We start from the raw sequence: 23363 nt of genomic DNA, 5'->3' as shown, positions 1-23363 counted from the left end.
TACACCTACCCCGAACTGCTCGACGTCTTCCCGGGCAAGGAAACGCTCGAACGCACGTCGATGAACTCGTGGGACGACCAGAAGGTGCGCGACTCGCTGGCCGCCAACGGCCGCAAGAAGATCGTCGTGGCCGGTCTGTGGACCGAGGTGTGCAACACGACCTTCGCCCTGAGCGCGATGCTCGAAGGCGACTACGAGATCTACATGGTGGCCGACGCCTCGGGCGGCACCACCAAGGAAGCGCACGACTACGCCATGCAGCGCATGATCCAGGCCGGCGTGGTGCCGGTGACGTGGCAGCAGGTGCTGCTGGAATGGCAGCGCGACTGGAAGAACAAGGAAACGTACGACGCGGTGACGGGCCTGGCGAAGGAACACTCGGGCGCCTACGGCATGGGCATCGACTACGCCTACACGATGGTGCACAAGGCCGCCCAGCGCACGCAGAGTGCCCATCCGTCGATCGCCCCGGTGCATGCACCGGTGATCGAGTACTGATCTGCCACCCGCCAACACACCCAACAAATCACGGCACCGAGCGCCAGCCCCCATCGCGGCGGCGCTCGCGTGCCCGTGTTCGTTGGACGCAATGTATTCGGTGGATTAGTGATGTGATCGCTCTGGAGCCAGTGAAAAATCATTCGAACGAATGATGCGTATTTTGGGGATTTGTCGGCTCCGTGTATCGTCGCGGATCTGGGAGGCGAGAGGGTACTGGAATGCGTATACGCGTATACGTATACGCCCATTGCGTTTCGAGCGGCCCGCACAGCATCCGCTTCCACACGCGTCGAACCATGTCGCCGAACACAAAGCGTACTCACTGCTGCGTATGAAATTCCTTTTAAATCAATGCTGCAGAATGACGGGTGCAACGACGCGTTTTTCTCGCTGGAGCGCCCCTGGCATCCTGTACGCCGAGTACCGCCATAAGGCTGCTCAGCGCTTGCAGTGACCGGGACGACGCGCGGGTCCGAGATGAGGAAAGCGCTTTGAGCCACCGATGTCTTGCCCCTGTCATCGGCCCAGTCGCACATGGCACGAATGAAGGGCCCTGTTGAAACCCGGGTCACATTCGTTCGCTGGATTGGGGGCGGCATGCGATATGCCGAAGTCCATCGGCGGAGGGCGGGCGAGCCAGGCGCGTCTTTCCCAGCGCGCTATCCGAGGGCCCTGAGAGCCTGCCCCGTTGTTTCTCACCGCGTCCGCCGGACGTGCATGTACTCACTAAGGCGCCGGAAGCGACTTGGCTCTGGTATCGTCCACCCCGGGGCCGGAGCTTCGGCCATATGGCGCAAACCCCGAATTCACGTCGCCATGCTGCCATCCCCCCTGATTCCGCCAAGTTTCCCCATGTGAACCATCTTGCATTAAAATAATTTGCATTGCACTTTGATGTGCAGAATGGGCCGGTATGGAACGGGGATGGTAACTTTCAGTTGTAAATCAGTCACTTACGAGAGTTTGGACGCATGCGGCGGGTTCGGCGCACAGCCGAGCCACAAACCAGCGGCGGGTGCCGTTGGAAGCCTCCCGCAGGGACATATTTCTGAGCTTTACCGGACGGTGACAGCACAAAATGTGGAGGACGAGCGTGTCCGATGATCGCGACACGCTGGCGGCGACCAAGCTGACCCGCACCGAATTTGCGGTGGTGCGTGCGTATGCGCAGGGTATGCGCCCGGTCGATATCGCCAACCGCTATCTGTTGGACCCCGATGACGATGACGACTTGACCGAGCATCAAGCCGTCCAGCGCATTCTGTCGCTGCGCGATCGTCTGGTGCAGTTCGCCCTCCAGCACAATCGCCCGGATATTGCCGAGATGTTCGAGGCACTGCGCGGCCGGTCGGACACGGGCATGTCACGCCGGGTCGAGGCGCTGTCGTCGATCGAGCAGCTCGGTCAGGGCCGGCCGCTACCGTCGCACCGGGTGACGCTGTGGTTCGGACCCAGCCTGGCCCGACGACTGATGGCCGCGAACATCCATACCATTGCCGATCTCGTGGCATTGGCCAACCGGCGGGGCAGCAGTTGGTGGCGTTACGTACCCCGGATCGGCAAGAAATCCTGCGAAACCGTGGTGCGCTGGCTGGCGGGACAGCAGGCGGCGTCGGATATCAAGCTGCGTGATTTTGTGCTCCTCCCTGATGATTTTGTTGCGCGAAAGCCTCTTTCGGCAGCAGCGTTGGGCCCCGGCATGCGCGTCCCAGTCCCATTGGAATCGATGCGCGTGGACAGCGGGGGAACGCCCCCGGAAAGGGAACTAGCCGAAGATCTGCGCTCGGTAAAGGATTGGCTCAAGGCGAAAGAATCATCGCCGAACACCTGGAAGAGCTATCGGCGCGAGGCCGAACGTCTGCTGCTATGGGCCGCGCGACGAGGCCGTTCACTTCGGTCATTGGCGGCAGCGGACCTGGTGGCCTACCAATCGTTTCTGGCCGATCCCCAACCGGCGGACTTCTGGTGCGGCCCGGCGAGCGCGCGCGACAAGGTGCATTGGCGCCCATTTGAAGGGCCGTTGCGTGCCAGTTCCCGCGAGGCTGCCCTCCGCGTTGTCCGGTCGCTACTGGGGGCGCTTCACAACGAAGTGCCGCGCAAACTTGGCCCTCAGCTCCGCGATCCAATCCCTCGGCGTGGGTACGATGCGCTGACTCCGCCTCACGCCTTGTCGATGCAAACCTCCGTAGTGGAGGCGCCGCTGAATTCGTCGGCACTACCGCACGCTGTGTCGACGATTCCGGTTGACCGCTTCCTGGACTGGCTTGCGAACGATACGCCGTCGCCTCAGCAACGCGCAGCGCTTGCCGCGGCCTTGCTGATTGCGCGGCATGGGCTACGCGTGACCGAACTGTCTACGCTTCGCATCGCGCATTTGGCACCGGGGATCGCCGCTGTCCATCTGGCACTGGAGGCAAAGAGTGCTGCAAGGGCGGGGAATATCTCGCTGGACGCCGATGTCTGGCAGGCGCTGTTGATGCACTGGGGCGATCGCGAGCTGGACTGGGACGGCAGTTTTTCAGCCGAGCGTCCGGATGCAGCCTTGCTCGCGCCGGTTGATTTTCCTGACACCGAACGGGGTCGGGCGAAGCGTTCTCAGACGGCGGCGGGCTACTCTTCCAGCGGGCTCGAGCGGCTGCTGCGCGTCAGTTGGCGGCGCTTCGCCGCCGCGAATGACGATGTGCCGACGGCGTTCACACCCCGCCAGCTCAGGAACCTTTGAGATCAGAGTAGCGTCTTGTCCAGACCGAAGCGCGCCTTGAGGACTTCCAGGAGATCTTCGCGCGCGTTGCGGTCCGTCAGCTGGACATCGAGCATGATTCGTCCGGAATCCCATTCCTTGATCGTCCCAAGCAGCTGACCTGCCTCGGTGCGAATCTTGTACTGGCGGCTGATTTCCTTGACCTTGCGCGACTTGCCTTCCTGCGCGTGTTTCCGGATCGATTCCACCTCGCGGCTCGACAGGCCGTCGTTCATGATGCGCGTGGCCAGCTCGCGCGTGCGATCCTCGCCAGCGATCTTGCAATAGAGGGTCAGCTCGTAGCCGGCCGAAATGCCGATGGCGCTGGGCCGCTCGCGCATGACGGCAAGCACCGATTCAGGCAGCTTCAACAGTGCCAGCGTCTTGTTGACCGTGCCGGCGGACATCCCGGTCAGTTCACAGATCTCTTCTTCTTTCTGAACCTTGCCTTCATCCAGCAACTGGCGCCACGCAATGGCATTGTCCAGTGCGGACTGATCCGATCGCTGTTCGTTGAGCAGGAAGGAGAGGCGGTAAAAATCGAGGTCGCTGAGGTCGTCCTCGATAAAGCACTCCATCTCCAGCTTGCCGGCCGAGGCCAGGGCGCGCTTTCGATAGTGACCGTCGATCAGGATGTATTGCCCTGGCCGCGCGGGATCGGGGGCAGCCAGGCCCGGGGTCTTCTGGCCGTGCGTGGCGATCGACGCTGCGCGCTCCTGCACCACGGCAGGATCGTAGATGCGTCGTGCGTTGAATGGGTTGTCGTGCAGGTTCGCGATGGGTACGCGAATCAGCAGGCGCCCTTCCGTATTGGCGACGGTACTTTCAGCGCTGAAAGTCGCCGTCGTCTGCGGGGGGCGCTGGTTCTGCAGAAGGCCATTCGGGTGCTCGGATAGGGCAGCTTCCGCACGTGCGAACCGGTCGATCGCATCGCTGCGGGTCTTTTCCGCGGCCATGCCGGCGAGCATGCCGGCCTTTAGACTTTTCAGTTTTGTTGCCATTCGGATTACTCAATCAAGGACAGTACCTCGTCCACCATCATGTCGACTTCCTGGATCGCTTCCCGCGCGCCGGGAACCCCGTGAACCGTGCAGCCGATGGCTTGGCATTCGCGAAACGCAGAGCGCGAGCCGATCATCGAATTCAGCAGGGGCACGTCCCCGTCGTCGCCGAGAATCTCGATAGCCTGTCGCGCGATGGAAACGCGGCGTTGGACCATGTTTGCCATGACGCGAATCTGCAGGGTCTCGTTCTGTACCTGCGCATGCTGCGCCAGCGTTTTGGCTGCCACGGCGGCCCACAAGTCAGGCGGCGACGGCACCACGGGAATAATCGCAAGGTCCGAAATCAGCAGCGCGCTGGAGGGCGCCGCCGAATGCACAGCCGGTGGGCAGTCGACCAGAATGTAGTCGTAGTCATGCACGAACTTGCGCACTTCCCGATGCATTGCGCCACCCGACGGTGCGAGTCCGATGACAGAAGCCGGGAAGGGCCGCTCATCGCTGGCCTGGGCTGCCCACCGGGTCGCAGTGCCCTGCTCGTCCATGTCGACGAGCAGGGAGCGTGCGCCACGAAGTCCCAACGTGCCAGCGAGATGCATGCTAACGGTGGTCTTGCCGCAGCCGCCCTTCTGGTTAAAAACGGTGATGATTTTTGCTGCCACTTGGGGCCTCACTTTCAGCGCTGAAAGCGCGAATGATGGTGTTCAATCAAGGCGAAACTTTAGCCAATCCCACAGTGCGCTACAACCCATTTCCGAAAATTTAAATTAATTGGAAGCGAGCGCAAAAAAGGGACTGAAACCCCGATAGTGCGGAGAAGTGCCAACGGTGGGAGAAACCGCCTATATCAACTTTTGGGGATTCTTCTTCTTGAAAAGCGGTACAGAATCCGCCTAAAGTAAAGGTAGTGCGCATTAGGGCGCACATGACACCGCAACACAATGTGGTTATGATGCCCGTTACAGTCGAGTCAAGTCGTGTCAACTCGTTGACTTCCGTTCGGTATCTACGAGACCCCAGCGTGCTTGAACGGTTGTTTGCGTTGTGTAAAACGAACTTGCTTCGAAAGGACTTTCTTATGGCAACCGGTACGGTCAAGTGGTTCAACGAGACCAAGGGTTTCGGCTTCATTACTCCCGACGATGGCGGCGCAGACCTGTTTGCCCACTTCTCGGAGATTCAGGGCTCGGGTTTCAAGACCCTGAAGGACGGTCAGCGCGTGACGTTCGAAGTCAAGCAAGGCCCGAAGGGCCTGCAGGCTTCGGCAATCAAGCCGGCCTGAAGTGAACCACTGCAGTTTCCCGGCGGTCGTCGAGATGACTGACCGGTAAGCAAGAAGGGCAAGCACATGCTTGCCCTTCTTGCTTTTCAGCCGACGCGTGCCGCCGCTGGTACCACGCCTTCCTTGCTGGCTCCTGGCTGTCGGCTTACCCGAGCTTGCGCACGCTGGTACGCGAAGGCTGCAGGATCAGGGCCTTGGAAGAGTCGGCGTCGACCTTCGCACCAGGATAGACAACGAGCACGTCCTTGAGCGCCTTGCGGAACAGCGCCCGGAACTTTCGTTCGCTCTCCGTTTCGGTCCCGAACTGCATCTGCAGCGCTTCCCACGGGATTTCCGTCCGCCGTTGGATCGTGAAGAAACGATAGGTGAGCCAGGAATACACGTCGAGCGCGAACGGCGACTGCTTTAGCGCCTTCAGGGCGCGCATATCGACCGGCACGGGCCGGTTGACCAGTTCGTTGAAGAACGGCTCAGACAGCACCACAAAGCTCTCGAACATCGAGCCCTGCCCCGGCTGCATCGGGTCCCACCAGGTCGACAACTGATCGGCCAGCAGGTAACCAACCCGATCAATCGACAGTGGCTCATGGTTGGGTGCCTGATTCGGCACCGGCACAGACTTGTTCTGGACGATGGCGATCGTCGCAGAAAACAGCCGGATCATTTGCTGGCGAACCAGCGTCATCGTGCCGCGCTTGCCACCCGTGGCCATCGGAATGCCAAGGTTGTACATGAACTCCGACAGCGAGTTGCCAAGCGATATGCGACGGTCTTCCACAGTACCGGTGAACTCGCCACGCTTCTTCTTGGCCATGATTTCCTTGCCGATCCAGGCAAGCATCAGGCGCGGATAGGAGCCGTACGGATACCCCAGCGACACGGTTTCGGAAACGAGCTTCTGCCGACCGTTCGACGCGCGCTCGGAACGTTGCTGTGTGAAGTAGCCAGGCTGAATCATCAGCGAGATATTCCCGCTGGTGCGTGTCCAGACAGGCGGCGCGCCCTTCGGCGCGCGATACGGCAGGGTCACCTGCACGCTGGCACGGCTGAGGAAGCCTACTTCGCCACTTTGCCACGCGTCTTCGCGCTCCATGGCCTGGGCTTCGTCGAAAAGACGCTGGAATTTCTCGGACGGCGCGAGGATGTTCTCGTTCCCGGGAATGATGATGCGGGACGGTTCCGCGTCCGATTCCAGGACGGCACGTTCTCCCTCGGAGGCCATAGAGCGTTTGATCGACATATTGATGGGCTTCGGATTACCCGCCTTTTTACGCGATCACGTATACGTTGTCACGCAGAAACGGGTACGTATACGCGTTTATCTGGCGACGATGCCGTTTGCCGTCCACAGCGAGTCGGAAGCTGCGCCGGTTCGGCAGCTCGTGGCTTGTCCTGCAAGCCGGCTGTGTTGAAGGCGGGGTATCCGGCGACTGATGAGATGGCGGCCGTACGGTGGGCAACCCGGCAGGGTTGTCCACGGTTGGCTGCTTATCCACTACAAGTAAACGATACCGATACGGGTTAACTACTCGTAAACCGTATACGGAGCGCCAACGCCCTTGATTGCAAAGCGCTTTTTGAGCATCTCTGTACCCGTTTCTGCGGCATGCCGTACTCGTTTCTGCGTAGGCCCGAACCCGAATCTGCGGCCAACCGAACCCGTTTCAGCGAAAACGCCGTACCGGAATCTGCGGGGATAAGTCACTGATCCCACAGGCTTTTCCACAGAAATCCGAGGCCAAAGCGTACCCGTTTCTGCGCGGCCTGGCTAGAAACGGCAGTCACAGGCCTTACTGGGGTCGATTCGGTGCCTTATCCCCGCAGAATCAGGTACGCCTTGGTGGCCGCACGCCAAACCGGAGCCGCCTTACGTACCCGTTTCTGCGCCCGGACGATCCAAAAACGAACCAGATTCTGCGTATACACGGTTGGAGGACCCAACAACGCCTCGCCGAACCCGTTTCTGCGGCGTACCCAAATCTGCGGACGTCACCCTACAGGCCCACCATCCGCCGAAGCGTACCCATTTCTGCGTTCCGAAAAGCGGATCGTTTCAACCCGGCCGTACCCGTTTCTGCGAGCCGGCAGCATCGGGATACGGCGACAGCGCCTATGCGCTGCCGCTACATCAAGACGTATACGTGGAGCCAGCCCACACTTTGCGCATTGCCGATGAAGCATGCCGCGCCACCTCGCGTACCTGTTTCTGCGTAGCATGGCGTCACTGGCCGAACGCGGATGGACGGTCGGGCCAGGCTTCCACGCCAGGGGCGTACCCATTTCTGCGTCCGGCGATACCCGAAAACCGTACCCGTTTCTGCGCGGCGCCGACGCCCAAACCATGTATACATGCCCAGCTGGACGGGCGAACCAAATTCTGCGGGGAAAACCACGTTGCTCAAACATTAGGCTGGATAACTGCCCGCGCCGCACGCGGCCGGCGACTGCGGAACGTAAAAGCGTACCTATTTCTGCGTTGCACAAACCTGTTGTAATCAGGTGACAATCAACCTGCGGTGGCGGATGCGCCGTACCCGTTTCTGCGTGGGCGGGTCCGACTTGCGTACCCGTTTCTGCGACGGCAGACCAGCACACTTACGAAAGGCGTACCCATTTCTGCGAATCGAGTCGCCTGGAGCGCGCCAGAACAATACGGAGCATTTTCGAGACGCGGCGGGGGGAGAAAGCCCGCGTTCTCGCGAGGGAGGCAAGAGGGGAAGCGCCTATGGCGGGTACGCCATATCGGCAAAGCGGCCCTGACAGGCCGCTGCGAACGGACGAAAAAAAACCCGCCGATGGCGGGTTTTTTGGTGCGACGCACGCCGAAGCGCGCGTGCAGCCGGACTTACATCGGGGTGATGTTAGCCGCTTGCAGACCCTTCGGGCCGTTCTTGACTTCGAACGACACGCGTTGGTTTTCTTGCAGCGACTTGAAGCCCTCGGCGCGAACTTCCGAGAAGTGCGCGAACAGATCGTCACCGCCGGCGTCCGGCTTGATGAAACCGAAGCCCTTGGCGTCGTTGAACCACTTTACGATACCGGTTTGCATGGTATTGCTTTCCAAAAAAAATAAAAAAGAAACCGATGGTGCGCACACCACCGTATTGCCAACTCAAGGAAAGGACACCATGGACAACCGAAGTACCAAGACGTTGGCTAACGAATGAACTGTTGCCTCGTCGCTTGAATCTAGCGGAGATTTATACGGGGGAATGCCGATCTCGTCAAGGCAGGGAATTCCCCGGCGTGGGCTGGATGCGCCTGGCGGCTTGTGGGATGATCCCGCCTTTTCCGCATTGTCGGGTCAACACGGCACCTGGTGACGCTCGTGGCACGCGTCGCTGGAGCATCTGGAGACACCATGTCTACCCCTGAACAGGCCCCGCGGCCAAGCCATCCATCCGCCGCTTCCTCCTCAGCGAGCCTCGTAGAGCGCATCTTCCGCCTGCGCGAACACAACACCAATGTGCGCACCGAAGTGCTGGCCGGCGTCACCACGTTCCTGACGATGGCCTACATCATCTTCGTGAACCCGAGCATCCTGGGCGATGCCGGCGTGCCGAAGGATGCCGTCTTCGTGGCCACTTGCCTGGCTGCCGCCATCGGCACCCTGATCATGGGCTTCTATGCCAACTACCCGATTGCCATGGCGCCTGGCATGGGATTGAACGCCTACTTTGCCTATACCGTGGTCAAAGGTATGGGCCTGCCCTGGCAGGCTGCGCTGGGGGCCGTGTTCATTTCGGGCTGCCTGTTCCTGGTGGTGACGCTGTTCCGCGTGCGCGAAGCCATCGTCAAGGGCATTCCTCTCGCCATCCGTGGCGCCATCACCGCCGGTATCGGCCTGTTCCTTGCCATCATCGCATTGCACAGTGCGGGCATCATTACCGGCAATCCCGCAACGCTGGTTACGATCGGCGACCTGCACCAGCCGCAGGCCGTGCTGGCCATCATTGGCTTCTTTGCGATCGTGGCGCTGGACCGGCTCAAGGTGAAGGGCGCCATCCTGATCGGCATCCTGCTGACCACGGTCCTCAGCTTCATTTTCGCGGGCAACCAGTTCCACGGTGTGGTGTCGGCGCCGCCGTCGATTTCGCCCACGCTGTTCAAGCTCGATATCTCCGCCGCGCTGTCGATCGGCATCATCAACGTCGTGCTGGTGTTTTTCCTGGTGGAACTGTTCGACGCCACCGGCACGCTGATGGGTGTGGCCAACCGTGCAGGGCTGCTCAAGGCCGGTAAGATGGACCGCCTGAACAAGGCCCTGATGGCTGACAGCACCGCGATCATGGCGGGTTCGCTGCTGGGCACGTCTTCGACCACTGCCTATATCGAAAGCGCCTCGGGCGTGCAGGCGGGCGGCCGCACCGGCCTGACCGCGGTCACCGTGGCCGTGCTGTTCCTGGCGTGCCTGTTCATTGCGCCACTGGCCGGCACGGTCCCGGCCTATGCCACCGCCCCGGCGTTGCTGTACGTGTCGTGCCTGATGTTGCGCGAGCTGGTCGACATCGACTGGAGCGATGTCACCGAAGTGGTGCCCGCGGTCCTGACCGCGCTTGCCATGCCGTTCACCTACTCGGTGGCCAACGGCGTGGCCTTTGGCTTTATCTCGTATGCCGTACTGAAGCTGCTGACGGGCCGCGCCAGGGACGTCCCGGTGATGGCATGGATCATCGCCGCGGTGTTCCTGTTCAAGTTCTACTATCTGCCTGGGCATTGACCGGCTCGGCAACGCGCGAAGGTTTCATGAAACAAGTGGGGATGGCGGGAACGCCATCCCTTTTTCATTGGCTGGCGCGGTTTTTCCACGTTCAAAATGAAAACGATGACATCCGACGTGGCCGGTGAATGTACGCGTACCCGTTTCTGCGTATCAAACGGACGTGTGGTAACGCCACGGCGTACCCGTTTCTGCGGAGAATGTAAGCACTCATTAACCTAGCGAGCGTGTTGAAATGCCGCTTCCAAGTCTCATACAAAAGTATGAGACTTGGCTGAAAGCCAACATTCCGGGCTGGACAAAAGGGGTGAAATGCACTGAACTAGAGGCGTGGCAAAAATTTGAGGGCGCGCAAGAGCGCCCTTTGTTGACTCCGGGATCCGGGGGCCGTCGACGAGCATCGACCGCACCGAACGGCAAGCGGCGAGGCCCGCCGGTAGCACCAGAAAGGGGCCAGCCGATCATGAGACCGTCCTCGCAGGACGGCTTCGCCACCACGAAAGAAAGAGTGCGCGGCATACACGTGCACCAGACAAAACAGCTCAAATCCAGAACAGAAAGTGGTAAACGCGAACGTGTAGTGCCGGGGGATGTTGTTCAACGGGGAACAGATCATGACCGCAGGAGAAATCCGGCGTCCCGCCATCGGGCCCATCAGCCAGCCTGGCAGCCAGCCGGCGCATGGCAAATGGAAAGCCCTGGGAGAAGCCTCCGCAGGAATCGCGCTGCATGAAGGGAGCGATGCAGGGCACGAGGACTACGCCATCACCGACGTCGCCACCGTGCTCGCCGAAGACCACGAAATCTCGCCGCGCACGCGCGCCGCAGTCGACGGGCTGTTGCAGCGCCATCGTCTGCTGGCCAACGAACTATGCCGGCAGCGCCTGCTGTTGCAGGAATGGATCCTGAGCCAGCTGACGTACAAGGCGCTGTACTACCAGTATTCGGGCCAGAAACCGGAGTCGCCCAGCATCGAGCTCATGCGCGAGAAAGACATGGTGCGCCGACGCATCCGCGACGAACTGTGCGCGGCCGGCGATCGTGCCAGCGTGCTCGAAGACCCATCACGCAGTTTGTCCACGCCGTGATCCCACAGACGTTGCGCGCGGGCCAGCCCGCGCAGCCAGCGGAACCGGACCGGGCCGAATGGCCCGCGGCCGCGCGTTCCGCCGGTTCCGTTGCTACCAACAAGAAGCCCAACGTCAGGGAGAACGTCATGGACCGACTGTGCAAGGCGCCCGCACGCACCGCACAGATCGTGCTCGTGTCGCGCTATGAAGATTTTGGTTTCAGTGCATCCCAGTTTGGATCAGGCTGGGAAATCCGGCGCGTGCAACAGGTGCGAGACCTGGAGCGCGCGGTGCGCGGCAGCGCGCCGATGGCCGGCATCATCGACCTGCAGGCGCCGTACACCGACGCCGAGCTGACCCAGCTCGAGCAGGGACTGCAGCATCTGCATGTCATGTGGGTGGCCATCACGTCGACGGTCATGCTCCAGGACGAACGCGTACGACGGTTGATCCGCGACTATTGCGTGGATTATGTGCGCACGCCGTTTTCGTTCGACGAACTCCTCTACACGCTCAAGCACGCCCACGGCATGGCCTGCCTGCACGGCGCGCGCATTCCCGAACAGAACACGCGCGGACCCATGATCGGCGAATGCCAGCCGATGCGTGCCATGTTCCGGTCGCTGGCCAAGGTGGCGCACAACGATGCTCCCGTGTTCATCTCCGGCGAATCGGGCACCGGCAAGGAGCTGGCTGCTCAGGCCATTCACGAAGCGTCGAGCCGGCGCAAGGGGCCGTTCGTGGCCATCAACTGCGGCGCCATTCCGTCGCACCTGGTCCAGTCCGAACTGTTCGGCTACGAGAAGGGCGCCTTCACCGGCGCCAACCAGCGCAAGATCGGCTGGATCGAGCAGGCGCAGGGCGGTACGCTGTTCCTGGACGAAATCGGCGACCTTCCGCTGGAAAGCCAGGTGGCGCTGCTGCGGTTCCTGCAGCAGGGCACCATCACGCGCCTCGGTGGCCACCAGTCGATTCCGCTGGACTTGCGCATCATCTCCGCCACGCACGTGGATCTGGTGGCGGCGCAGGGCGACGGCCGCTTCCGCTCCGACCTGTTCCACCGGCTCTGCGTGCTGACGCTCACCATCCCGCCACTGCGCGAGCGCGGCGAAGACATCCTGCTGCTGGCCAACGCCGTGCTGGCCGAGCATGGGCACGAGGCGCACCGGCGCATCCGCGGGTTCTCCACGTGTGCGACGCAGGGCATGATGCAATACAGCTGGCCCGGCAATGTGCGAGAACTGATCAACCGCGTGCGGCGTGCGATCGTGATGACCGACAACCGCAAGATCACCGCCGAGGACCTGCAGTTGCATGGTGGGGTGGAAGTCCCGCGCAAGACGCTCGATGCCATCCGGGAAGAAGCCGAGCGCGAAGCCATCCGCACGGTGATGGCCAGCCATGGCTTCCACGTGGTGCCGGCCGCGCGCGAACTGAACGTGTCGCGCGTGACGCTGTACCGGCTGATGCACAAGCACAATATCCGCGTGGATTTGCAGCCAGGCGCGTCGGGAGACTAGCCCGAACGTCGCAGAAGACCGGCAAAGGTAAAACGCCACGACCTGTACGTGGCGCCAAGGGGGATCCGGCGACGTCCGCTCGCCGGATCCCCTTCGTCCTTTCGCCCGGACAGCGGCGAAAGGCTGGCGCGGCTTGGCCCGCGCATACTGCCGGCCAGCGGCCTCAGCTCATGCTGACCTTGCCGCGGCGCCCGCGAGGGGGCGGGCTGTCGTCGTGCTGCAGACGCCCCGGCGACACGTCGTGGGGGTCGGTGATGTAGTCGCGCGCCTGCCGTTCGGCCGGCTGCGCGGGCTGTGCCGGCGTCTGGTCGGGCTTGAAGCGCACGTCGCCCCAGGCCCAGCCGAAGGCCCGCACGTAGATATCGTTGCTGACTGCCGCGTGATTGTTCAGGCTTGCATCGTCCGGCCGGTCGAAATAGGCGTAGTTGCCCGCCAGTGCGGACGTGGCAGCGGTCGAGAGCAATGCCACTGCGATGGTGGCGAAAACTCTGGCGTACATGGGTGGCTCCCTCCCTTGCTGGAAAAAGGTGCCCGCCGGGGGACGGAGCACGTAAACCTGTTTAGGTGCAGGCGCGCCAAAAAGCAACGGGCGCGTGCCCGAAAGCCTGTTTCACGCCATCTGCCAGGCCAAATGCATCGTCCAGGCGACCGTCAGCAGCCAGGATGTCCGTTGCGCTGCCGGCTGGCCGGCGCGGCCGAACTGCGCTGGGCGGTGGCGCAAAACGACGTGACTGGCCGCGTGGCCTGCCGTGGAGACGGAAGCAAGGGCGGCGAGAGCAATTCCCTGACGGACGGGGGCGGGCCTGCAAGCCGATAGGCGCGGCGGCGCGCCGTCATTCGGGCGGGTGGATGACGCATGGCAGTGTCTTCTCCTGCGTTCTGACGTCTTTGTTATTCGACTCGTACTTCTCCCAGCCGAAACAGAGCGACAAGTGTGCCAATCGGGTGCAAACGCTTGTTTTACAAGGCTTGCCGGCCAGCGCGGCGCTGTATGTCGCGCGCCATGACCGCCCGGCGGCGGCAATCGGTTACGCCAGTGTTACGACAAGCGGACGGCAGATCGCGTGGACCCGTCACGCGCGACACTCAACTTGCCGGATGCAGGGGGCCGGCCGCGCCCGCGGCGGGCCTGGAGGGGGTGCCAAGGGGGCGCCAAGGGGGCGCGGACGGGCGCGAAGGTGGGAGTGGGGCAATCTGCAGGCCGCCAAACCCGCAGGCGCGTCTGCTTTTCGGGCCAGAACCGCCGCGCGCCGAGAGAAATGCCGCAAGTCCGGCCGCGCCGGATTTTGCCCGCCGATGACGCGTGCATCCGGTTGCATCACTGAAACCAGCGACAGTCCGCAGAAATGGGTACGCTGCCGAATGCTCGCCGCCGGGTTGCGGCAGTGCGCGCCGGCAGCGGTTCGCGCGTCAGCGCGGCGCGGCCTGCGCGCCGGAGGCGCCGTTCGTGGCGGGCGCGGGGGGCGTCGTCGCGGTGCTGCCCGATATCGGCTTGGGGCCCGGCCCCGGCTGCTGGTTGCGTTCGCAGCCGGACAACATTGCCAGGCCAAGCAGCATCAGGCACGGCATCAGCCGGGCCGCAACGCGGCCGGCGCAAGCGGTGGAAGGCTGGCCGTTCTTGGTGAAGATCACGTATGGCTCCTGTTAGGGCCCGACTCGCTGCGTGCCGGGGGGACGCACCGGTCGCGGCCGGTACGGCATGTGTGCCTTGATCAACTGTAGCAGGCAGACGTGTCGGCCGCGGCCCGAGCGCACTATGATGAACGCACGCATCAGACTTCAGCTGACAGACAGCAAGCGCCACACGGGCGATGCTCGGGGCCAGGGTCCAAGGCTCCGGGCCAGCCTCGCCGGTCTGCTCGAACCTGCCCGACGCCAGCCCACTCAAGGACGCCCCCGGCATGCCTTCAGAACACGTGCCCGAGAAGCCCGACCGCTCGCCGCCCAGCCCCCAGCGCGGCCGCTGGCTGCCCGATCGCCATACCGGCAGCCGCACCGCGCGCGTGGTGTCGGCCGCCATCATGTCGTGGTTCGATCACCGCGCCGCCAGCAAGGGTGCGGCGCTGTCGTTCTACATGCTGTTCTCGATGGCGCCTATCCTGGTGCTGGTCATCTCCATTGCCGGCCTGTTTTTCGGCGCCGAAGCCGCGCGCGGCGAAATCTTCTCGCAGCTCAACGGCCTGGTGGGCGAACAGGGCGCGGCAGCCATCCAGGGCATCCTGGCCGCGACGCACCGGGCCGGCGGCAGCGGCATTGCTGCGACGATCGCCTTCGGCATCCTGATCGTCGGCGCCACGAGCGCCTTCGCCGAGCTCAAGAGCAGCCTCGACGATATCTGGCAGGCACCGCCGCCAATCGGGGCTGGATGGAAGAAGCTGCTGCGCGCGCGCATGCTGTCGTTCAGCATCGTGCTGGCGCTGGCGTTCATGCTGCTGGTGTCGCTGGTGGTCAACGCGGCCCTGGCCGTGGTCAACCGGTTCTGGGGCCAGCTCTGGACGGCCTCGTGGTTCGCGCCCGTGGCCGACGCGATTTCCACCGCCTTCTCGTTCGCCGTGGTGACCGCACTGTTTGCCACGATTTTCAAGATGCTGCCGAACGTGCGGATCGCGTGGCGTGACGTGCTGATGGGCGCCATCATCACGGCGCTGCTGTTCTCGGTGGGCAAACGCCTGATCGGGCTGTATCTGGGCAACAGCGCGGTGGCGTCGTCGTACGGCGCGGCAGGCTCGGTGGTGGCGCTGATGCTCTGGGTGTATTACTCGGCACAGATTTTCTTCTTTGGCGCCGAACTGACGCGGCAGTATGCGTTGCAATTCGGCAGCCTGCGTGGGCGCGATCCGGCGCGAGAAAACCGCCCTCCGGCAACACACGCCCCCGGCCGGCACCGCGAACCGGTAAAATAGCGCCCCAATCCGATCCCGGGACGCGTCCCGGGTTGCTCCCAGGCCCCTGGTGCCCGCCCGAACCCGTCGCGGCGGCGCCGGCGCCCCGCCCGGGCGCCTTTCGCCCATCGCCCCTTATCCGATTCCAGAAGCCGTGAGTTCGCTCGTTTCCGAAATTGCGCGTCGCCGCACGTTTGCCATCATTTCCCACCCGGATGCGGGTAAGACCACGCTGACCGAAAAGCTGCTCTGGTTCGGCGGCGCCATCCAGGTGGCCGGCGAAGTGCGCGCGCGCAAGGCCGATCGCCACGCCACGTCCGACTGGATGGAGCTGGAAAAGCAGCGCGGCATCTCGGTGACGTCGTCGGTGATGCAGTTCCCGTACCAGTCGCGGCCGGACGTGCCGGAAAACATCGTGAACCTGCTCGACACGCCGGGCCACGAGGACTTTTCCGAAGACACGTACCGGACGCTGACGGCGGTTGACTCGGCCGTGATGGTGATCGACTCCGTCAACGGCGTGGAAGCCCAGACCATCAAGCTGCTCAACGTCTGCCGCCTGCGCGACACCCCGATCCTGACGTTCATCAACAAGCTCGACCGCGAAGGCCGTTCGCCGATCGAACTGCTCGACGAAATCGAGGACGTGCTCAAGATCCAGTGCGCGCCGATGACCTGGCCGATCGGCATGGGCAAGGCCTTCCGCGGCGTGTATCACATGATCGACGACAAGGTGCAGCTGTTCGATCCGAAGGGCGAGAAGGGTACCGCCGCCATGCTCGACGGCCTGGACAACCCCGAACTCGACCGCATCCTGGGCTCGCAGGCCGACGAACTGCGCATGGAGATCGAACTGGTGCGCGGCGCGTCGCACACGTTCGACCGCGAGGCGTTCCTGGCCGGCAAGCAGACGCCCGTGTACTTTGGCTCGGCGATCAACAACTTCGGTGTGCAGTCGCTGCTGGACGCCTTGTGCGAACTGTCGCCGCCGCCGCTGGCACGTGCGACCGAATCGCGCACCGTCGAACCGCAGGAAGGCAAGTTCAGCGGCTTCGTGTTCAAGATCCAGGCCAACATGGACCCGCGCCACCGCGACCGCATCGCGTTCGTGCGCGTGTGCTCGGGGCGCTTCGACCGCGGCATGAAGCTGCTGCACGTGGCGCAGGGCAAGACCGTGGCCATCAACAACGCCATCACGTTCATGGCGCAGGACCGCAACACGACCGAGGAAGCCTACGCCGGCGACATCATCGGCGTGCCGAACCACGGCACGATCCGCCTCGGCGACGTGTTCACCGAAGGCGAGCCGCTGCGCTTCACGGGTATCCCGTCGTTCGCGCCCGAATTCTTCCGCCGCGCGCGCCTTAACAACCCGCTGAAGGTCAAGCAGCTGCAGAAGGGCCTGCAGCAGCTGGCCGAAGAGGGTGCCACGCAGATGTTCCGTCCGCTGATGTCGAACGAGCTGGTGCTGGGCGCCGTCGGCATGCTGCAGTTCGACGTCGTGGCGCACCGCCTGGAGCACGAATATGGCGTGGATGCGATCTTCGAGTCGCATGAATGCGCCACGGCGCGCTGGCTCAAGGGCGATCCGGCCGAGATCGAGAAGCTGATCGACAAGAACGGCCACAACGTGGCCATCGACGGTGCCGGCGATCACGTCTACCTGGCCCCGAGCATGGTCAACCTGCGCCTGACGCAGGAGCGCTTCCCGAATATCCGCTTCCTCGAAACGCGCGAGATCGCCTGATCCGACCGAGGCGGGGCCCCGAGGCTGGCCCGACTCCGCGACGGCGTCGGGCCAGCCTTGGCGTGCTGTGTTGATAACTTCATTGTGTCGGCAACGATACAACACCGGCGCGGCGCAATGCTGGCGTCTGGGCTAGAATCCTGAGCTTTGTACGCGAATGCGTACATTGCCTGCCTCCTGCGCCCTCAGGGCGCTTTCAGCCCCATGTCCAACGCCTCAGCGCTGCCGGCCGACGAGCCGGATTCCGTCTTTCGTGACCCCGCCTTCCGGCATTTCTGGTTTGCCCGGCTCTGCACCACCATTGGCTATCAGATCTTCACGGTCGCCGTGGGCTGGCAGATGTACGACCTGACGCGCGATCCGTTCATGCTCGGTATGGTGGGGCTGGTGCAGTTCCTGCCGTCGATCGTGCTGATGCTGATGTCCGGCCACGTGGCCGACCGTTTCGATCGCCGCATCATCGTGCGGACCTGCCAGATGCTCGAAGCCGTGATTGCGGCGTCGATGGCCGTGGCCAGCTTCTCGGGCTGGGTCACCAGCGAGCACATCTTCTTCTTCGTGGCGGCCATCGGCGGCTGCCGGGCGTTCGAGACGCCTACGCTGCAGGCACTGCTGCCCAGCGTGGTCACGCCCCGCCAGTTGCCGCGCGCCGTGGCGCTGGCCAGTTCGGCTGCGCAGACCGCCATCATCATCGGCCCCGCGCTGGGCGGGTTTGCCTATGTGGCGGGCGCGGGGGTGGTCTACGCGATCAGCGCCGTGCTGTTCGCCATCGCCGCGGTGCTGGTGTTCACGCTGAAGCTGCGCCAGGCCGCGCAACGCCTGACCGCGCCGGTCAGCATCAAGACGCTGTTCGCCGGCTTTGCCTATATCCGCAGCCACCAGGTGCTGCTGGGCGCGGTGTCGCTGGACCTGTTCGCGGTGCTGCTGGGCGGCGCCACGGCCCTGCTGCCGATCTATGCGCGCGACATCCTGCATACCGGCCCGTGGGGCCTGGGCCTGCTGCGGTCCTCGCCGGCCATCGGGGCGCTGGTGACGGCGCTGTGGCTGGCGCGGCATCCGCTGAACCGCCGCGTGGGCCGCGTGATGTTTGGCGCGGTGGCCATTTTTGGCGTGGCGACGATGGTGTTCGGCGTGTCGACGTGGCTGCCGCTGTCGATGGCCGCACTGGTGGTGCTGGGGGCGTCGGACATGATCAGCGTGGTGGTGCGCCAGACGCTGGTACAGCTCGATACCCCAGACGACATGCGCGGCCGCGTAGGCGCGGTCAATTCGGTGTTCATCGGCGCATCGAACCAGCTTGGCGAGTTTGAATCGGGCGTGACGGCGGCGCTGCTCGGGCCGGTGGGCGCGGTGCTGCTGGGCGGCGCCGGCACGATCCTGGTGGTGGCGGCATGGATGAAGCTGTTCCCGATGCTGACCAACCGCGACCGCCTGCACGACCATCCGGCCGGCCCCCAAGGCGCGGACGCGTCCGCCAACAAGGCGGCGCCGGCACGCTGATGCAGCACGGCGCGAACCTTCGGAAGGGCGGCCTGGCCGCCCTTTTTCCATGTCGGCGCGCACGAACGAGCGTACCCGTTTCTGCGTCGCCGCCATCCGTCCGCAGGGAAGCCGGATTGGATTAGAGTCACGCCATGGCAGACACCTCCCAGCCGCTCACCGACAACGCCGTGTTTTCCGCGCTCACGCAATCGCGTGCGTCGCTGGAGCGCGCCTGCGTGCTGGGCGATGGCCTCGGGCTGGCGCTCTGGCGCAACCGCCACGACGACACCGCCTACGCCCGGCCCGGGCACCACACGATGTCGATGTACCTCCAAGGCGGCTATTCCACCTATCGCCGGGATGCCCCTGATCGCAAGGGCGGCCCGGACCGCCTTTGCCTGCTGCCGGCCGGACACGAATCGGCCTGGCATGTGGGCGGCGCGCAGCGATTCCTGCATCTCTACTTCCAGCCGGAGCACCTGGCCTGGCACTGTGTGCGCGTGCTCGACACCGAGCCTCGCGCGCTGCAGCTGCAGGACCTGCTTTTCGTCGAGGATGCCGGGCTGGCGGCCCTGTCGCGCCAGCTCGTGGCGCTGGACTGGCAGGACCCGGACAGCCGTATGGTCGGCAACGCCATGGCGCACCGGGCCGTGACCCATCTGCTGTTGTCGCATGGCGCGCGCAAGCCCGCGGCGGACTGGCGCGGCGGGCTGTCGGCGCAGGCCAGACGCCGCGTGGCCGACTGGATCCACGCCCATCCCGCCCAAAATCCGACTTTAGGTGAACTGGCCGCATTGGCCGGCCTGTCGGAATTCCACTTCGCGCGGATGTTCCGGGTGTCGTTTGGCATGGCGCCGCACGCCTGGGTCATGCGGTCCCGGCTAGATCTCGCACGTGCGATGCTGGACGACGGCCGGCTGTCGCTGCAGCAGGTGGCCAGCCGCGCCGGCTTTGCGTCGGCCAGCCACTTCAACAACCGCTTTCGGGCGGCCTACGGCGTCACGCCGGGCCAGTGGCGCACGGCGGCAGGAATTTCAGGCGAGTTGTAAATCCTGCACACCGACGGCCCGACGGGCACGCTTGTGATGCCCGAGGCGCGTCCGGGGATGTCGTCACCGCAACCGTTGTGCCGCCGGGAATCACGCAGAAACGGGTACGCTTTTGCCGCCGGTTGTGCTGCAGCTGGCACGTCCTTCGCAAGTCGTGCGGGGTTTGACACCCGGAGCCCGACGCATGGACCTGAACCTTATCGATCACGCCAAGCTGGAAGCCACCTGGGCCTATCTGACCCAGTTTGCCGTCAGCCAGGGCCTGAATTGCCTGGCCGCCCTGACCATCCTGATCATCGGATGGTGGCTGTCCGCGCGCGCCGCCCGGGCGCTGCGGCAGACCCTGCAACACACCCATGTGGACGATACGCTGCGGCCCATGCTGGCCAGCATCGTGCAATGGGTGATCCGTGTACTGACCGTGGTGCTGGTGCTGTCGCAGTTCGGCGTGCAGACGGCCAGCATTATCGCGATGCTCGGCGCGGCCGGGCTGGCTATCGGCCTGGCACTGCAGGGCACGCTGCAGAACATCGCCGCGGGCATCATGCTGGTGCTGCTGCGGCCGTTTCGCGTGGGCCAGTACATCGACGCGCAGGGCGTGGCCGGCACGGTGCGCGAGACCGGCCTGTTCATGATCGAGCTGCAGACGTTCGATGGCGTCTGCCTGCGCGTGCCCAACGGCAAGATCTGGGGCAGTTCGATCATGAACTACAGCGAGAACCCCACGCGCCGGATGGACATGGAGGTCACGGTGACCTTCGACAGCCCGATCCAGGCCGGACTGGACGCGCTGGCGGCCATGCTCGACGGCGAGAAGCGCCTGCTGCCCCAGCCGAAGCGCGAAGTCATGGTGGTGCGCTACACCGAGCGCGGCGTCACGCTGAACGCGCGCTACTGGACGTCGAACGACGATTTCTGGAGCGTGCAGTTCGCGCTGTACGCGAAGCTCAAGGCCACGGTGGAGGCGGCCGGCTGCCGCATTGCCGTGCCCGTGCAGGAGGTGCGCGTGCCGTCCACCGACGAGGCGGACACGGCCGAAGCGGGCCAGGGCGACGGGCGTGGCGACGGGCGTGGCGACGCCTATCGGGCCCGGCTGACCGGGTCAGGGAAGCCGAACTAGCGCCTGCGACGGGTACGCAGAAACGGGTACGCTTTGAGCTTCCCGATGGCTTCTTCCCGGCTCCCGCTTGCAGGAGCCGGGAAGAAACCACGCCGGCGGAAACGGGAAGCCTCAGCCCTCAGCCCTCATCCGCAAACAACGAACAGGCCCCGGTTTCGGCCGTCCCGACATGCTTGCGGAAGCCGGCGAACAGGTCGCGGCCCACGCCATGGCGGTTGGCCGTCAGGTCGGGCACGTCGTGGGTGCGGGCGGCCCAGTCGGCATCGCTGACCTTCACGGTAAGCACGCCTGCCGGCGCGTCCACCCGCACGATGTCGCCGGTGCGGACCCTGCCGATGGCGCCGCCCGACAACGCCTCGGGGCATACGTGGATGGCGGCGGGCACCTTGCCCGATGCGCCGGACATGCGGCCGTCGGTGACCAGCGCCACATGGAACCCGCGATCCTGCAGCAGCGTCAGCGTGGGCGTGAGCTTGTGCAGCTCGGGCATGCCGCAGGCGGCCGGCCCTTGCCACGGCAGCACGGCCACGAAGTCGCGCTCCAGTTCGCCGCGCTTGAAGGCGTCCAGCACGTCGTCCTGGTGATGGAACACGATGGCCGGCGCCTCCACCACCTGGTGCTCGGGCTTGACTGCGGACGTCTTGATCACGCACCGGCCCAGCTTGCCGTCGAGCAGCTTGATGCCGCCATCGGGCGCGAACGGCGCATCGGCGGTGCGCACGATGGTGTCGTCGAGCGATGCTTCGGGGCCGTCGACCCATGTCAGCTTGCCATCGCGCAGGGCCGGCTCCCGCATGTAGTGGGCCAGCCCGGGGCCGGCTACCGTGTTCACGTCGTCATGGAGGAGCCCCAGCGACAGCAGGCCGCGGATCACCAGCGACAGACCGCCGGCCGCCTGGAACTGGTTCACGTCGGCCTTGCCGTTCGGGTACACGCGTGCCAGCAGCGGCACGCTGGCAGACAGCTCGTGGAAGTCGTCCCATGTCAGCTGGATGCCGGCCACGCGGGCCATCGCAATCAGGTGCAGCGTATGGTTGGTGGACCCACCCGTGGCCACCAGCCCGACGATGCCGTTCACGAACGCGCGTTCGTCCAGCACCTCGGCAATCGGCGTGTAGCGTTCGCCGCCATGCACCAGGCGCAGCGCCTGGCGGGCCGATTCGCGCGTCAGCGCCTCGCGCAGCGGCGTGTTCGGATTGATGAATGCCGTGCCCGGGAGGTGAAGGCCCATGATTTCCATGAGCATCTGGTTCGAGTTGGCGGTGCCGTAGAACGTGCACGTGCCGGGGCCGTGATAGGACCGGGTCTCGGCCTCCAGCAGCCCCGCGCGGTCGATCTTGCCTTCGGCATACAGCTGGCGGATACGGGCTTTTTCGTCGTTGCTCATGCCCGTGGTCATCGGGCCCCCGGGTACGAACACGGCGGGCAGGTGCCCGAACGACAGCGCGCCCATCACCAGGCCTGGCACGATCTTGTCGCATACGCCCAGGCACAGCACGCCGTCGAACATCTGGTGGGACAGCGCCACGGCGGTGGCCATGGCGATCACGTCGCGCGAGAACAGCGACAGATCCATGCCGTCCTGGCCCTGCGTCACCCCGTCGCACATGGCGGGCGTACCGCCCGCGAACTGCGCGGTGCCGCCAGCTTCAAGGGCAGCTTCCTTGAGCCATTGCGGATAGGCCTGCAGCGGCTGGTGGGCCGACAGCATGTCGTTGTAGGCCGAGACAATGGCCAGGTTGGGCCGCTCCTGCGCCTTGAGCCGGATCTTGGCTTCGTCGGGCATGGCCGCCACGCCGTGCGCCAGGTTGGTACACGAAATGTTGGCGCGCTCGACCCTTTGGCCGGCCATGGCGCGGGTGCGGTCCAGATAGGCCTGACGGGTGGGGGCGCTGCGGGCCACGATGCGGGCCGTGACCTTCTCCAGTACGGGGTGGCGGGGCATGGGGATATCTCCTGTAGGGCGCTTTTCAGCGTAGCCGAAAAATCCGGACGTCACCGTCATTGCGGTGTCATCGTCATTGGCTATCAGCAGATGGGATCGATGATCGGCCAGGATGTTCCGCATCGGCTTTCGGTCACACCGGCGGCACGCAGAAACGGGTACGCCGGTTCCGCCTGGCGGCGCCCGTGCCTGTCCAAGCGGCCATGAGTGACGTAACATCACTGGAACCAATGCGCCGCCCGGCGCCACTGAGTAGATGCCGGGGCGCGCATTGCCCCATGCATTCCGCACGCATTCCGCGATA

Annotated in this window: 18 protein-coding genes; 11 read left to right on the top strand and 7 right to left on the bottom strand. The window is 64.3% G+C overall.

Translation table 11 applies throughout. The features are described from left to right. Together BLQ58_RS10430 and BLQ58_RS10425 are read left to right on the top strand one after the other, a co-directional pair. On the top strand, nt 1–498 hold a 498-nt coding region (locus tag BLQ58_RS10430), incomplete at its 5' end, for an isochorismatase family protein (protein ID WP_092595484.1). 1096 nt (nt 499–1594) lie between these two features. Next, nucleotides 1595–3223, top strand: coding sequence for a phage integrase family protein (locus BLQ58_RS10425; protein WP_092597297.1), 1629 nt, complete (start codon nt 1595–1597; stop codon nt 3221–3223). A gap of 2 nt (nt 3224–3225) precedes the next feature. Here BLQ58_RS10425 and BLQ58_RS10420 read toward each other — a convergent pair whose 3' ends face one another. Together BLQ58_RS10420 and BLQ58_RS10415 are read right to left on the bottom strand one after the other, a co-directional pair. Further along, entirely contained in the window at nt 3226–4242 is a 1017-nt protein-coding gene (locus tag BLQ58_RS10420; protein ID WP_092597294.1) for a ParB/RepB/Spo0J family partition protein, read from the bottom strand. Between the two features lie 5 nt (nt 4243–4247). Continuing rightward, entirely contained in the window at nt 4248–4904 is a 657-nt protein-coding gene (locus BLQ58_RS10415; protein WP_092597291.1) for an AAA family ATPase, read from the bottom strand. A 416-nt stretch (nt 4905–5320) separates the two neighbouring features. Here BLQ58_RS10415 and BLQ58_RS10410 point away from each other — a divergent pair, with 416 nt between their 5' ends. Next, nucleotides 5321–5524, top strand: coding sequence for a cold-shock protein (locus BLQ58_RS10410; RefSeq protein ID WP_006159056.1), 204 nt, complete (start codon nt 5321–5323; stop codon nt 5522–5524). Between the two features lie 145 nt (nt 5525–5669). On the opposite strand, the gene BLQ58_RS10405 is transcribed toward BLQ58_RS10410, so the two are convergent. Together BLQ58_RS10405 and BLQ58_RS10400 are read right to left on the bottom strand one after the other, a co-directional pair. Next, a complete protein-coding gene (locus BLQ58_RS10405; protein ID WP_029051092.1) occupies nt 5670–6764 on the bottom strand; it encodes a replication protein RepA in 1095 nt (364 codons plus the stop codon). Nucleotides 6765–8369: 1605 nt separating this feature from the next. After that, the gene (locus BLQ58_RS10400) at nt 8370–8573 is read right to left on the bottom strand and encodes a cold-shock protein (protein WP_029051093.1); all 204 of its coding nucleotides are present in this window, start codon (nt 8571–8573) and stop codon (nt 8370–8372) included. Nucleotides 8574–8885: 312 nt separating this feature from the next. Between BLQ58_RS10400 and BLQ58_RS10395 the strand changes: the two genes are divergently transcribed. The 3 genes from BLQ58_RS10395 to BLQ58_RS10385 all read left to right on the top strand — a co-directional run bounded on the left by BLQ58_RS10395 (nt 8886) and on the right by BLQ58_RS10385 (nt 12834). Beyond that, on the top strand, nt 8886–10244 hold the full coding sequence (locus tag BLQ58_RS10395; protein ID WP_029051094.1) for an NCS2 family permease: 1359 nt from the start codon (nt 8886–8888) through the stop codon (nt 10242–10244). A 614-nt stretch (nt 10245–10858) separates the two neighbouring features. After that, nucleotides 10859–11332, top strand: a complete 474-nt coding sequence (locus tag BLQ58_RS10390) for a hypothetical protein (protein ID WP_029051095.1) — start codon at nt 10859–10861, stop codon at nt 11330–11332. Nucleotides 11333–11460: 128 nt separating this feature from the next. Continuing rightward, nucleotides 11461–12834 (top strand): sigma-54-dependent transcriptional regulator, encoded by a 1374-nt coding sequence (locus tag BLQ58_RS10385; RefSeq protein WP_029051096.1) that lies wholly within the window; start codon nt 11461–11463, stop codon nt 12832–12834. A 163-nt stretch (nt 12835–12997) separates the two neighbouring features. On the opposite strand, the gene BLQ58_RS10380 is transcribed toward BLQ58_RS10385, so the two are convergent. Both BLQ58_RS10380 and BLQ58_RS10370 read right to left on the bottom strand, forming a co-directional pair. Further along, a complete protein-coding gene (locus BLQ58_RS10380; RefSeq protein ID WP_029051097.1) occupies nt 12998–13333 on the bottom strand; it encodes a hypothetical protein in 336 nt (111 codons plus the stop codon). Nucleotides 13334–14244: 911 nt separating this feature from the next. Then, entirely contained in the window at nt 14245–14466 is a 222-nt protein-coding gene (locus BLQ58_RS10370) for a hypothetical protein (protein WP_049815880.1), read from the bottom strand. 269 nt (nt 14467–14735) lie between these two features. Between BLQ58_RS10370 and BLQ58_RS10365 the strand changes: the two genes are divergently transcribed. The 5 genes from BLQ58_RS10365 to BLQ58_RS10345 all read left to right on the top strand — a co-directional run bounded on the left by BLQ58_RS10365 (nt 14736) and on the right by BLQ58_RS10345 (nt 21114). Further along, nucleotides 14736–15737, top strand: coding sequence for a YihY/virulence factor BrkB family protein (locus BLQ58_RS10365; RefSeq protein ID WP_049815881.1), 1002 nt, complete (start codon nt 14736–14738; stop codon nt 15735–15737). Nucleotides 15738–15870: 133 nt separating this feature from the next. After that, on the top strand, nt 15871–17463 hold the full coding sequence (locus tag BLQ58_RS10360; RefSeq protein WP_029051098.1) for a peptide chain release factor 3: 1593 nt from the start codon (nt 15871–15873) through the stop codon (nt 17461–17463). 204 nt (nt 17464–17667) lie between these two features. Beyond that, nucleotides 17668–18963 carry an MFS transporter gene (locus BLQ58_RS10355; RefSeq protein WP_049815882.1) on the top strand — a complete coding sequence of 432 codons (1296 nt, stop codon included), beginning with the start codon at nt 17668–17670 and terminating at the stop codon, nt 18961–18963. Between the two features lie 134 nt (nt 18964–19097). Then, nucleotides 19098–19994, top strand: a complete 897-nt coding sequence (locus BLQ58_RS10350) for an AraC family transcriptional regulator (protein WP_029051099.1) — start codon at nt 19098–19100, stop codon at nt 19992–19994. Between the two features lie 184 nt (nt 19995–20178). Further along, nucleotides 20179–21114, top strand: a complete 936-nt coding sequence (locus BLQ58_RS10345; protein WP_092597285.1) for a mechanosensitive ion channel family protein — start codon at nt 20179–20181, stop codon at nt 21112–21114. Nucleotides 21115–21232: 118 nt separating this feature from the next. Here BLQ58_RS10345 and edd read toward each other — a convergent pair whose 3' ends face one another. After that, entirely contained in the window at nt 21233–23059 is a 1827-nt protein-coding gene (edd, locus tag BLQ58_RS10340) for a phosphogluconate dehydratase (RefSeq protein ID WP_029051100.1), read from the bottom strand. Between the last annotated feature and the right edge of the window lie 304 nt (nt 23060–23363).

Origin of the sequence: Ralstonia sp. 25mfcol4.1, from assembly GCF_900104095.1 — a bacterium.
In the GTDB taxonomy this organism is placed as follows: Bacteria; Pseudomonadota; Gammaproteobacteria; order Burkholderiales; family Burkholderiaceae; genus Cupriavidus.
Note: the sequence above shows the minus strand (reverse complement) of the source record. Positions and strands in the feature narration are given on the sequence as shown.